Source organism: Halobacillus aidingensis, from assembly GCF_900104185.1.
GTDB classification, from domain to species: Bacteria; Bacillota; Bacilli; order Bacillales; family Halobacillaceae; genus Halobacillus; species Halobacillus aidingensis.
This window is the reverse complement of sequence record NZ_FNIZ01000020.1, coordinates 45,533-57,657: the sequence shown is the minus strand read 5'-3', so window position 1 is coordinate 57,657 and position 12,125 is coordinate 45,533. Positions and strand designations below refer to the sequence as shown.

Genomic DNA, 12,125 nt, shown 5'->3' with positions numbered 1-12,125 from the left:
TGAAGACAATAATAGAAATAAATGAAATCTTTGCCTTCGTTATGATAAAATATTAGACAACAAGAATGAAGGAGGGTGTGTAGATGTCTTTAACCTTCTATTGGTACCCGAATTGCGGTACGTGTAAAAAAGCAAAAAAATGGTTGGATGAGGAAGGGATTGACTACGAATCTGTACATATTGTCAATAATCCCCCTTCGAAAGAGCAGTTAAAGAGCTTTATAGCTACTAGTGATAAGCCTGCAAAAAAATTCTTTAACACTAGTGGGAAAAAGTATAGAGAACTCAACATGAAGGAAAAGCTAAAAGAAGCAGAAGAAGGCGAAATGATTGAGTGGCTTGCATCTGATGGCATGCTGATTAAGCGGCCTATCCTTACCGATGGTGAAAAAACAACGGTAGGGTTCAAGCAAGAAGAGTTTGAGAACGTTTGGTCTCAGTGAGCACATTATTGGGAATAGAAGCCTATAGCTTTTATGTTTATATTGGTTGTTGAACTATAATTATTATTTGGAGGTAATTGAAATGAGCGTACCTAAAGATCTGCGTTATTCTGAAGAACACGAATGGGTGAAAGAAGAAGGGGAAAAAGTAAGAGTCGGCATTACTGAATTCGCGCAATCAGAACTTGGGGATATCGTATTCGTAGAACTTCCTGAAGTCGGGGATGAACTAGAAGCGGATGAGCCATTTGGCAGCGTAGAATCTGTGAAGACTGTCTCTGAACTTTATGCCCCTCTTAGTGGTAAAGTTGTGGAAGTAAACGAAGACCTGGAAGACAGTCCAGAGTTTGTCAATGAATCTCCTTACGATAAAGCTTGGATGGTTGTTGTTGAGCCAAGTAACAACTCTCAAATCAACGACTTGATGACCCCGGAAGAATATGAAGCAATGATCGATGAAGACTAAGGATAGTGCATTGGACAGGCAGGGCTTTAAGAAACCTTGTCTGACATGATCACGTTTGATCTTAATCATGTTCAGACCATGCCTGATTGGCATGGTCTGTTTCTATATAGTAGGTGATGAAGATGGATGGAGAACGAATCGTCATTGTTGAAGGAATTACAGATAAGAAGAAGTTGAATAAAGTTCTTGATGAAGAGATTGAAATCATCTGCACCCATGGTACTTTAGGAATCGAGCGGATGGAAGAAATGATTTTTGATCATAACTTAGATGATCGGACCGTGTATATTCTAGTGGATGAAGATGACTCTGGCTACAAATTAAGAAAACAATTGATGGAAGAGCTTCCTCACGCTGAGCATATCTACATAGATAAGGCTTTCAGGGAAGTAGCAGCTACGCCGGAACCTGAATTGGCAAGAGCCTTACTCAGTAGACATTTCAATGTAAAGTCGATCTATTTAATATAGGAGGATGGCTGTGGAGGAAATAAAAACAACAGAAGTAAAGAAGTTCTTCGAATCTCCACAAACGACCCTCACCTTCGTTCATAGCCCTTTTTGTGCAACTTGTCACCTAGCGCGTCAAATGCTCACAACACTGGAGTCTGTATTTGATCGAGAAGTTTTTAAGGAAATGAATGCTTCTCTGCACCCTGAATGGATGCAGCATTTTAAGATTAAAAGTGTTCCATGTCTGCTGGTTACGAGGGGCGGGGAGGTAGAGGAAAAGATTTATGCTTTTCACTCTGTCTCCTATATGTATGAGAGAGTGGTTGGTTTTGTTGAATAGTGTATGTATTTCCCAGGAAATGACCACTACTGTAGAATTTAAAAATTCTCTAAAAAACTTATATGTAATGTGGAAGAGTTCGATAATGAAAAAGACAGCAAAGACTTTCCGGAGTCTTTGCTGTCTTTTTGTTATGAATATCATACGATTTCTCCTAATTTGCTTACAATATCTAAAAAGGAGGACTGATCGCCAAAATTCGCATGGATCTCTCCTTGTTGATTAATGATGATGGTGGAAGGAACGCCATCACAATTGTACAAGTCATAGACGTATCGTCCTTCGTCAGAAAGAGTTGGTTGTGTTAAAAACTTTTCCTTGAATTCGATGCCTTCCTCAATTTTCCGTTCCCTTCCAGTTACATTGATTGTCATCATTTTTACTTTGTCATGGTCCATCGTTTTGAAAAGTTGTTCTTTCATAGGTAAGTCTTTCCCACAATCTGGACACCAGGAAGCCCAGAAGGTCAAGACAATAACTTTCCCTAAGTCCTCTTCAAGTTTATAAATGGAAGAGTGGTTGTAGATGTAAGGTAGTTCAAATAAAGGGGCTTGTTTACTCAATGTCATTCTCCTTTTTATCAGGCGAAGGTTATGGATTGACGCTTATATATTTCCCATGCTAACATAATTATTAATTTCATATCGACATCTTCACTTATCCAGAGTGGCGGAGGGACTGGCCCGACGATGCCCGGCAACCGGCAGGTAAACTGCACGGTGCTAAATCCTGCGAAGTCTTTGACTTTGATAGATGAGAAATGTAAAAGCGATGAATCTCTTCTATTAAAGAAGGGATTTTTTTATTGTGTCAATCGAGTGAATATTCGATGTTTTTGTATGGAAGATGTAAGCATTTCTTCAGTTTTGATCGACTTTATTTTTCTGAACAATCTGTTTATGAGTTGACACAAAATTCGTACGGTGCTACAATCCATTATTGTACTACTTAAACGAATTAAAGCGATAGTAATTTAATAAATTAAAATCTCTTATCCAGAGTGGCGGAGGGACTGGCCCGATGATGCCCGGCAACCGGCAAAACTGTTTTGCTCAGGTGCCAATTCCTGCAAAGTATTAATCTTTGACAGATGAGAGAACAGATTTTTAGGTATGATTAAAAAAGCCACTCTGTTCTCATTACAGAGTGGCTTTTTTTGAAGTGGAGGGAAAGCAGCATGATTACAATTAAAGGACTATCAAAGATATTCCACACGAAAGATCAGGATGTACGAGCAGTGGATGATTTAAGTCTTAATATTAACAAAGGGGAAATTTATGGAGTGATCGGATATAGTGGGGCCGGTAAAAGTACATTTATTCGCTTACTGAACCGTTTGGAAGATCCCACAGAAGGAAGCATTCTTGTCGATGAGCAGGAACTTACTTCATTAAGCAAAGGAAAATTAAGGTTGGCCAGACAAGAAATAGGAATGATTTTCCAGCATTTCAATTTGCTTTGGTCACGTACCGTTCATGATAATATCGCTTTTCCATTGGAAATTGCCGGGATCCCTAAAGCAGAAAGGCAAAAACGTGTCGATGAATTAATTGAATTGGTCGGGTTGAAAGGCCGGGGAGGTTCTTATCCATCCCAATTGAGCGGTGGACAAAAGCAAAGAGTGGGAATAGCCAGAGCGCTTGCAAACAATCCGAAAGTTCTTTTATGTGATGAGGCCACATCCGCGTTGGACCCTGAGACCACGGATTCGATTCTTGATCTTCTTGTGGATATTAACGAAAAGCTTGGCCTTACAATCGTTCTGATCACACATGAAATGCACGTCATTCGCAAAATCTGTCATCAGGTGGCGGTTATGGAAGAAGGTAAAATTGTTGAACAAGGGGAAGTGTTGGACGTTTTTCTTCATCCTCAAAAACCAGTCACGAAGAAGTTTGTGGATCAAGTGATGGGAGATCCAGAAAAAGAAACCTCCTTGCAATTGATCAAAGATAATTACCGGTCTGGAGAAATTATACGCCTTCACTTTGTCGGAGAAAGTACAAATCAGGCACTGATCAGTGATTTATCAAGGAAGTTTGAATTAGACGTCAACATTCTACATGGAAAGATTACCCAAACACAAAAGGGTGCGTATGGAACAATGTTTGTTCAATTTGATGGAGACGAAAAAGAAGTCGAGCGTGCCATTGAATATATTGAATCAACATCTGTTGAAGTGGAGGTGAATCCACATGTTTAATGAATGGTTCCCGAACGTAAGAATGGAAGACATGATTACAGCTACAAATGAAACCTTGTATATGACGCTGGTTTCTGTCGCTGGGACATTCGTTTTAGGTTTGCTTTTGGGTCTTCTCCTTTATTTGACCGGACCTGGGGGTCTTTGGGAGAACAAAACGTTGAATTGGATTACTGCTTCCATTGTTAACATATTCAGAGCAATTCCGTTTATTATTCTCATTTTATTATTGTTCCCGTTTACTGATTTTCTGCTGGGCACCATTCGAGGGCCACAAGCAGCATTGCCTGCCCTGATTATTGGTGGAGCGCCATTCTATGCCCGGTTGGTGGAAATTGCATTGAAAGAAGTCGATAAAGGTGTCGTGGAAGCAGCAAAATCTATGGGAGCTAAATACTCGACCATCATTTTTAAAGTATTGCTTCCGGAATCGATGCCAGCTCTCATATCTGGGATAACCGTAACAGCTATCGCATTGATTGGATACACCGCCGTAGCCGGTGCAATCGGATCTGGCGGTCTTGGCGATTTCGCTTATTTTTATGGGTTCCAAAGAAGTAACTTTGATGTTGTATTCATTTGTACTATTTTAATCATTTTAATTGTGTTTATTTTCCAATTCATCGGAGATGCCATCTCACGAAAATTGGATAAAAGATAAAATAAATAAAAGGGAGAGAATGAATAATGAAAAAACTATGGACGAGTTTAATCGCTGTATTGCTTATCCTTGTTCTCGCAGCTTGCGGGTCATCGAATGAGGAAGAAAATGCATCAGGATCTGAAGGTGAAGAAGGTGGAACAAAGGAGATTAAGGTAGGAGCTACCAGTGTTCCACATGCTGAAGTTCTCGAGAAAGCAAAACCTATGCTTGAAGAAGAAGGAATCACATTAAAGATTGAAGAATATCAGGATTACATTTTACCGAACCAAGATTTAGATGAAGGTCGTATTGACGCTAACTACTTCCAAACGATCCCTTATATGGAGACCCAAGAGGAAGAGAAAGGGTATGACTTTGCAAATCTTGGTGGGATCCATATTGAGCCTATCGGAGTTTATTCTCAAAAATATGAAAACCTGGAAGAAGTTGAAGAAGGTACGCAGCTAGTCATGAGTCGTTCTGTATCCACTCATGGTCGAGTCCTTTCGCTCTTAGAGAAAGAGGGACTAATCAAATTGGATGAAAGTGTGGATAAAGTGGATGCTACTGTACAGGATATTGTAGAAAATCCTAAAAACATCGAATTTGATACGGGAGTAGATGCAGCTAACCTTCCACAAGTTTACCAACGTGAAGAAAACGTGCTTGTAGCGATTAATACAAACTATGCTATTGAGGCTGGCCTGTCTCCCAGCGAAGATTCAATTATTCTCGAGGAGTCTGACTCTCCTTATGTGAACGTCGTTGCTGCTAATAGTGAAGATAAAGACAATGAAGCGTTAAATACGCTTGTAGAAGTTCTTCGTTCTGAAGAGATCGTAAACTTCATCAAAGAAGAATATGACGGTGCTGTTGTACCGGTCTCAAGCGATGCTGAATGACGGATAAAATAAGTGACTGCGGTTTATACTAACCGCAGTCACTTATTTTTATTGGGAGGTTTTCTTATGCAGGAGCAAAATATGACGTGGACGCAAACGTACTTACATGATTATAAAGAAGGAATGGGAGCCTTCAGAGAGCACATGCCGGAAGTTTCTCATAAGTTTGATGAATTTACACAAGAATGTTTTAAAGCCGGAGAATTATCTAAAAAAGAGAAGCAATTGATGGCATTAGGAATCAGTATTGTTGCACAGGACGAGTACTGTATGATCTACCACACGAAAGGCTGCGTCGACCAGGGCGCAACGGAAAAGGAAATATTAGAAGCATGTGGTGTTGCTGCGGCATTTGGAGGTGGAGCGGCTTTAAGTCAGGCCGTAACGCTTGTGCAGGATGCGTACATGGACTTGACGACAACGGTCAATTGATTCAATTATTAGAAAATTCAAGGAAATCGGATGTATTCTATATACTCACTTGCAGTAAACGCTTACATCAATAGTGAGGATCACTTTTGCATGAATTTAAAGTTTTAAGGAGTTTTATTTGGGTATAGCATTTGTGGTACCTTAAATTGTGTAAATAATCTGAAAGGGTTGATTCGTTATTAGTGACGATCTGAATTTGAATTACACTGCTGATATGGAGAAAGCCATGCACCAATCTCATAACATGAGTTATGCGGAGTACAGCAGGAAGTTGGATACACGCTTGAAAGTAGAAGAAAAACGCCAACGAGAATTCGAAGAGAGTCAGAAAATGATTGCCCAGGTCGACCGTAAATTGCATAGATAAATCATTCGATTAAATGAAAAAAATCAGGTGTGTTTAGCCACCTGATTTTTTCATGTTATAATACACATGAAAAATGTAGGAAATTGTTCGTTACATATCCGGACTCTTGGCTTTAGCTAATGGGAAAAAGTTGATAACAAGCACTAAATGATATAAGATTGTAATGAGAATAAATTGAGAATAGTTCTTTGTTTCCGATCAACATGGACATTCTTTAATAATAGATACTGGAGGTATTCATTTATGGCAGGATCAACGTTAGAAATCAAAGATCTTCATGTAGAAATCGAAGGTCAGGAAATCCTTAAAGGTGTAAATTTAACAATCAACGGTGGGGAATTCCACGCTGTTATGGGACCGAACGGAACTGGTAAATCTACACTGGCTTCCGCAATTATGGGTCACCCTAAATATGAAGTAACAAAAGGTGAAGTATTGCTTGATGGCGAAAACGTTCTTGAAATGGAAGTGGACGAGCGAGCTCAAGCAGGTCTATTCCTTGCTATGCAATATCCTAGTGAAATCAGTGGTGTAACAAACTCTGACTTCCTGCGTTCTTCTATTAATGCTCACCGTGAAGAAGGCGATGAAATCTCTCTTATGAAGTTCATCAAAGAGATGGATGCTAAGATGGACACGCTTGATATGGATAAAAACATGGCGCAGCGTTATCTTAACGAAGGTTTCTCCGGCGGTGAGAAAAAACGTAATGAAATCCTTCAATTAATGATGATTCAACCAGCGATTGCCATTCTAGATGAAATTGATTCAGGGCTTGATATCGATGCATTGAAAGTCGTTGCAAAAGGAATTAACGAAATGCGCAACGATGCTTTCGGCTGCTTGATCATCACTCACTACCAGCGTCTATTGAACTACATTACTCCTGATAAAGTACACGTTATGATGCAAGGACGTGTTGTCAAATCTGGTGGACCAGAACTTTCCCAGCGTCTGGAAGCGGAAGGTTATGACTGGATTAAACAGGAACTTGGCATCGAAGACGAAACCGTTAACGCGTAATTAAGATAGGAGGGTAATCATGACAGTAGAAGTCTCACTACCATATGACAAAGAGTACATCTCACAATTCTCCCAAGGGCAGAATGAGCCTGAATGGATGAAGAACCTTCGTCTTAGCGCCCTGGAGAAATCGGAATCTTTACCGCTTCCGAAACCAGATAAAACGAATATCTCCAAATGGAACTTCACAGAGTTCGACCATCACGTAACAGGTGATCGTATTGAATCTCTTGATGAACTTCCAGTTGAAATCAAAGATTTCTTAGATGAAGAAAAAGAACAGCAAAACCTGGTCATTCAGCGTAACCATACAGTGGCTTACGGAACCATTGATCAAAAATTGAAAGATCAAGGGGTCATCTTCACAGATATCGGAACGGCACTTAGAGAGCACAGTGAATTGGTGGAGAAGTATTACATGAACGATGCCGTTCACATGGACGAGCATCGTTTGACAGCTCTTCATGCAGCTCTTATGAACGGAGGGGTTTTCCTTTACGTTCCAAAAAATGTGCAAATAGAGGATCCTATTCAGGCGATTTTCTGGCAGGAAGATCCAAAAGCTTCCTTGATTAACCACATTTTAGTCGTAGCAGAAGAGAATAGTTCTGTGACGTATGTAGAGAACTATATTTCTCACAATAAAGAAGAAAAAACTTCCGCGAACATTGTGACAGAAGTCATCGCTAAAGATGAAGCGAAAGTATCCTTCGGCGCGGTCGACAATTTTGAAGCGGGTACAACTGTATATGCCAATCGTCGTGGAGTCGCTTATCGTGATTCAGTCATTGAATGGGCTCTTGGTCAAATGAACGAAGGCGACACCGTTTCTGAAAACATCACGCACTTGATTGGTGATAATTCACACTCTAATGCGAAAACCGTTGCTATTGGACGTGGAAAACAGAAGCAAAACTTCACAGCAAACATTACGCACTTCGGAAAAGGCTCTGACGGTTATATTCTTCAACACGGAGTGATGAAGGATAAGGCTTCTGCTATTTTCAATGGAATCGGTAAGATTGAACATGGGGCAAGCAAGTCTAATGCCGAGCAGGAGTCACGTGTTCTTATGCTTAGCAGCGACGCACGCGGGGACGCGAACCCGATTCTTCTCATTGATGAAGATGACGTAACAGCGGGACACGCTGCATCGGTTGGTCGTGTGGACCCGATTCAACTGTATTACTTGATGAGCCGTGGAATTTCCAAGTTCGAAGCTGAGCGTTTAATCATTCATGGATTCCTTGCTCCAGTAGTAAACCAATTGCCTGTTGAAGCTGTAAAACGCCAATTACAACAAGTGATTGAAAGGAAAGTATATTAATGGATGTAAAAGCGGTACGCGACGAATTTCCTATTCTACACCAGGAAGTAAATGGACATCCGCTCGTGTATTTGGATTCATCAGCGACTTCTCAGAAGCCGATCAAGGTGATTGAAAAGCTTGATGAGTACTATCGCGGATACAACTCTAATGTCCATAGAGGTGTACACACGCTTGGCACAAGAGCGACAGACGAGTATGAAGGTGCCCGTGAGAAAGTGAGACGCTTCATTAATGCGTCCAGCACCCAAGAAGTCATCTTTACGCGTGGGACAACAACAGCCATCAATACCGTTGCAGCAAGCTACGGTCGGGCGAACTTGCGTGAAGGTGATGAGGTTGTCATCACTCCAATGGAACACCACAGCAACATTATCCCTTGGCAGCAGATTGTTAAGGAAACAGGAGCTACTTTGAAGTATATTCCATTGCAATCTGATGGCACGATTCTTTTGGAAGATGTGCAAAAGACAGTAACATCTAAAACGAAAATTGTTGCCGTCATGCATGTGTCGAATGTCCTGGGAACGATCAATCCGGTGAAAGAGATTGCACAAATTGCTCATAACCAAGGAGCAGTCATGCTTGTTGATGGTGCCCAAAGTGCTCCTCACATGAAGATCGATGTTCAAGACTTGGACGCTGATTTTTATGCGTTTTCAGGTCATAAGATGTGCGGCCCAACTGGAATCGGAGTTCTATATGGCAAAAAGGCGCTTCTTGAAAAAATGGAGCCTGTCGAGTTTGGTGGAGAAATGATCGACTTCGTTAACCTTTATGATTCGACATGGAAAGAACTGCCCTGGAAGTTTGAAGGCGGAACACCCATTATTGCCGGAGCTGTCGGTCTGGGTGCAGCCATTGATTTTCTTACGGACATCGGTTTGGATGAAATCAAAGAGCATGAAGAGAAACTGGCTTCTTATGCCATGCAAGAAATGAATAAAGTCGATGGCATGACCATTTATGGTCCAGAGCATCGAGCAGGTCTTGTCACTTTCAATCTTTCAGATGTGCACCCTCACGATCTTGCTACGGTATTAGACGCTGAAGGAATTGCTGTACGTGCAGGGCACCACTGTGCTCAGCCATTGATGCGTTGGTTGGAAGTTTCAGCGACGGCAAGAGCAAGTTTTTACTTGTATAATAATGAAGAGGATATAGATCGACTTGTTGCAGGATTAAAAACAACAAAGGAGTATTTTGGCGATGTCTTTTAATAACCTGGATACACTTTATCGTCAAGTCATCATGGATCATTATAAAAATCCGCGCAACCGTGGTTCCATCGAAGGCAACCCTATGACTGTAGATATGAACAACCCTACATGTGGGGATCGTATTCAGCTGCAATTGCTGGTCGACGATGGTATTGTGAAGGATGCTAAGTTCGATGGTGAGGGCTGTTCCATCAGCCTATCCTCAGCCTCCATGATGACACAGGCAATCAAAGGAAAGCCAGTTGACGAAGCACTGAAAATGTCTGAACTCTTTTCTGACCTGATGCAGGGGAAAGATATTGACGAAGGCGATGTAGACCTTGGAGATATCGAAGCCCTACAGGGAGTTTCCAAGTTCCCTGCCCGTATTAAATGTGCGACCCTAGCTTGGAAAGCAATGGAAAAGGGTGTAGATGTAGAGAAGGAAGACTAAGCTTTTCTATACCAAAAGGAGGTATATAACATGGCCAAAAAAGCGCCAGAAGTGGGAGAGTATCAATACGGTTTCCACGAAAAAGATGTTTCGATTTTCCGTACGCAAAAAGGTTTGACGAAAGAAGTCGTTGAACAAATCTCCAACTATAAAGAAGAACCAAAATGGATGCTGGACTTCCGTTTGAAGTCTTTGGAGCAATTCTATAAAATGCCGATGCCTCAGTGGGGCGGCGATCTATCTGAGCTTAATTTTGATGATATCACTTATTATGTGAAGCCATCTGAACGTTCAGAGCGCTCATGGGATGAAGTCCCTGAAGAAATTAAAAACACATTCGACCGTCTGGGAATTCCAGAAGCCGAGCAGAAATATCTTGCAGGTGTATCCGCTCAGTATGAATCCGAGGTCGTTTATCACAACATGGAAAAAGACCTTGAAGAATTAGGTGTTATTTTCAAGGACACGGACTCTGCACTTAAAGAGAACGAAGATCTTTTCAAAGAGTACTTCGGTAAAGTCATTCCGCCGTCTGATAACAAATTCTCAGCGTTGAACTCTGCGGTTTGGTCCGGAGGTTCCTTCATTTATGTACCGAAAGATACGAAAGTAGAAACGCCTTTGCAAGCGTACTTCCGTATCAACTCTGAGAACATGGGTCAATTTGAGCGTACGTTGATCATTGCTGACGAAGGCTCTTCTGTTCACTATGTGGAAGGCTGTACAGCACCAACGTATTCTTCAAGCTCTCTGCATAGTGCTGTTGTTGAAATCTTCGTTAAAGATAACGCTTATTGCCGTTATACAACGATTCAAAACTGGGCGAACAACGTTTACAATCTTGTAACGAAGCGTGCGGTTGCAGAGTCAAACGCTACGATGGAATGGGTCGATGGAAACCTTGGTTCCAAATTGACGATGAAGTATCCTGCTGTGCTTCTTAAAGGTGAAGGAGCGCGTGGCATGACGCTTTCCATCGCTCTAGCTGGGAAAGGTCAGCACCAGGATGCCGGTGCTAAAATGCACCACTTGGCACCGAACACTTCTTCTACGATCGTTTCTAAATCCATCTCTAAACATGGTGGTAAAGTAACGTATCGCGGAATTGTTCAATTCGGTCGTAAAGCTGAAGGTGCTCGTTCCAACGTTGAGTGTGATACGCTCATCATGGATAATGAGTCCACTTCCGATACCATTCCTTACAATGAAATCATGAACGAGAACATCTCTCTTGAACACGAAGCGAAAGTTTCTAAAGTGTCAGAAGAGCAGTTGTTCTACTTGATGAGCCGCGGTATTTCTGAAGAAGAAGCTACAGAAATGATCGTCATGGGCTTCATTGAGCCGTTCACAAAAGAGCTCCCAATGGAGTATGCCGTGGAAATGAACCGTCTAATCAAATTCGAAATGGAAGGTTCCATCGGTTAATAAAAGGAATAAAGCCGTGCAGATATCATCTGCACGGCTTTTTCATCGTGTACTGGTAATTTGATGCTGGTTAGTAGTTATTAAAGTATATGGCAGGATTTTTTCAGCTCAGTTTCGAGATGTTTATTGAGTGGATGGGGGCTGCGGGGAATGACTTGCTTTCCGCGGGAGCGCGGTGAGCCTCCTCAGGCTGACGCCTTGCGGGGTCTCACCAAGCACTCTCTTCCCGCAGGAGTCTCCCCATTCCCCTCCGCCCCTTTACCATGTGATTGACTCGAAACCACTTCTCGGAAACTTTGCTTGTGTGCTCAAGCGAAGTGGATAATATAAAACTCTCCCCAGTGGTTATCCCGAGCGTGAAAGCTTGATATAGAGCGCTTTATACCTGCTTCTGAGTGGGGGTGGGAGACGTCTCATCTCGGAATAGGAGTTTGTTTCTTTCCTGC

The 12,125-nt window shown here is 41.7% G+C and carries 15 protein-coding genes and 2 riboswitches; of the genes, 14 read left to right on the top strand and 1 reads right to left on the bottom strand.

Annotated features, from left to right (window positions below):
• The first annotated feature begins 83 nt into the window (after positions 1-83).
• The 4 genes from BLS23_RS16650 (at position 84) to BLS23_RS16635 (ending at position 1,701) form a co-directional block, all read left to right on the top strand.
• The gene (locus tag BLS23_RS16650) at positions 84-443 is read left to right on the top strand and encodes an arsenate reductase family protein (protein ID WP_089654173.1); all 360 of its coding nucleotides are present in this window, start codon (positions 84-86) and stop codon (positions 441-443) included.
• Between the two features lie 82 nt (positions 444-525).
• Positions 526-909 (top strand): glycine cleavage system protein GcvH, encoded by a 384-nt coding sequence (gene gcvH, locus BLS23_RS16645; protein WP_089654172.1) that lies wholly within the window; start codon positions 526-528, stop codon positions 907-909.
• Between the two features lie 122 nt (positions 910-1,031).
• Positions 1,032-1,379, top strand: a complete 348-nt coding sequence (locus BLS23_RS16640) for a toprim domain-containing protein (RefSeq protein ID WP_089654171.1) — start codon at positions 1,032-1,034, stop codon at positions 1,377-1,379.
• 4 nt (positions 1,380-1,383) lie between these two features.
• Positions 1,384-1,701, top strand: coding sequence for a thioredoxin family protein (locus tag BLS23_RS16635; protein ID WP_425250623.1), 318 nt, complete (start codon positions 1,384-1,386; stop codon positions 1,699-1,701).
• Positions 1,702-1,841: 140 nt separating this feature from the next.
• Here BLS23_RS16635 and BLS23_RS16630 read toward each other — a convergent pair whose 3' ends face one another.
• Positions 1,842-2,264 carry a TlpA family protein disulfide reductase gene (locus BLS23_RS16630; protein WP_425250622.1) on the bottom strand — a complete coding sequence of 141 codons (423 nt, stop codon included), beginning with the start codon at positions 2,262-2,264 and terminating at the stop codon, positions 1,842-1,844.
• A 91-nt stretch (positions 2,265-2,355) separates the two neighbouring features.
• Positions 2,356-2,461, top strand: a riboswitch (SAM riboswitch).
• Between the two features lie 228 nt (positions 2,462-2,689).
• Positions 2,690-2,798: riboswitch (SAM riboswitch) on the top strand.
• Positions 2,799-2,878: 80 nt separating this feature from the next.
• Here BLS23_RS16630 and BLS23_RS16625 point away from each other — a divergent pair.
• From BLS23_RS16625 to sufB, 10 genes are all read left to right on the top strand, one after another.
• Complete coding sequence (locus tag BLS23_RS16625; RefSeq protein ID WP_089654169.1) at positions 2,879-3,904, top strand: methionine ABC transporter ATP-binding protein; 1,026 nt, start codon at positions 2,879-2,881, stop codon at positions 3,902-3,904.
• Positions 3,897-4,565, top strand: a complete 669-nt coding sequence (locus BLS23_RS16620; RefSeq protein WP_089654168.1) for a methionine ABC transporter permease — start codon at positions 3,897-3,899, stop codon at positions 4,563-4,565. The genes BLS23_RS16625 and BLS23_RS16620 overlap by 8 nt, the downstream gene beginning before the upstream one ends.
• A 26-nt stretch (positions 4,566-4,591) precedes the next feature.
• Positions 4,592-5,449 (top strand): MetQ/NlpA family ABC transporter substrate-binding protein, encoded by an 858-nt coding sequence (locus BLS23_RS16615; RefSeq protein ID WP_089654167.1) that lies wholly within the window; start codon positions 4,592-4,594, stop codon positions 5,447-5,449.
• 66 nt (positions 5,450-5,515) lie between these two features.
• The gene (locus BLS23_RS16610) at positions 5,516-5,881 is read left to right on the top strand and encodes a carboxymuconolactone decarboxylase family protein (protein ID WP_089654166.1); all 366 of its coding nucleotides are present in this window, start codon (positions 5,516-5,518) and stop codon (positions 5,879-5,881) included.
• 226 nt (positions 5,882-6,107) lie between these two features.
• Positions 6,108-6,248, top strand: a complete 141-nt coding sequence (locus tag BLS23_RS21835; protein ID WP_167356104.1) for a YuzK family famiily protein — start codon at positions 6,108-6,110, stop codon at positions 6,246-6,248.
• Between the two features lie 243 nt (positions 6,249-6,491).
• Entirely contained in the window at positions 6,492-7,271 is a 780-nt protein-coding gene (gene sufC / locus BLS23_RS16605; RefSeq protein WP_089654165.1) for a Fe-S cluster assembly ATPase SufC, read from the top strand.
• 19 nt (positions 7,272-7,290) lie between these two features.
• On the top strand, positions 7,291-8,598 hold the full coding sequence (sufD, locus tag BLS23_RS16600) for a Fe-S cluster assembly protein SufD (protein ID WP_089654164.1): 1,308 nt from the start codon (positions 7,291-7,293) through the stop codon (positions 8,596-8,598).
• Positions 8,598-9,818 (top strand): cysteine desulfurase, encoded by a 1,221-nt coding sequence (locus tag BLS23_RS16595; protein WP_089654163.1) that lies wholly within the window; start codon positions 8,598-8,600, stop codon positions 9,816-9,818. The genes sufD and BLS23_RS16595 overlap by 1 nt, the downstream gene beginning before the upstream one ends.
• Positions 9,808-10,251 carry a Fe-S cluster assembly sulfur transfer protein SufU gene (gene sufU / locus BLS23_RS16590; protein WP_089654162.1) on the top strand — a complete coding sequence of 148 codons (444 nt, stop codon included), beginning with the start codon at positions 9,808-9,810 and terminating at the stop codon, positions 10,249-10,251. Before BLS23_RS16595 ends, sufU begins: the two co-directional genes overlap by 11 nt.
• Positions 10,252-10,281: 30 nt before the next feature.
• The gene (gene sufB, locus BLS23_RS16585) at positions 10,282-11,679 is read left to right on the top strand and encodes a Fe-S cluster assembly protein SufB (protein WP_089654161.1); all 1,398 of its coding nucleotides are present in this window, start codon (positions 10,282-10,284) and stop codon (positions 11,677-11,679) included.
• The last annotated feature ends 446 nt before the right edge of the window (positions 11,680-12,125 follow it).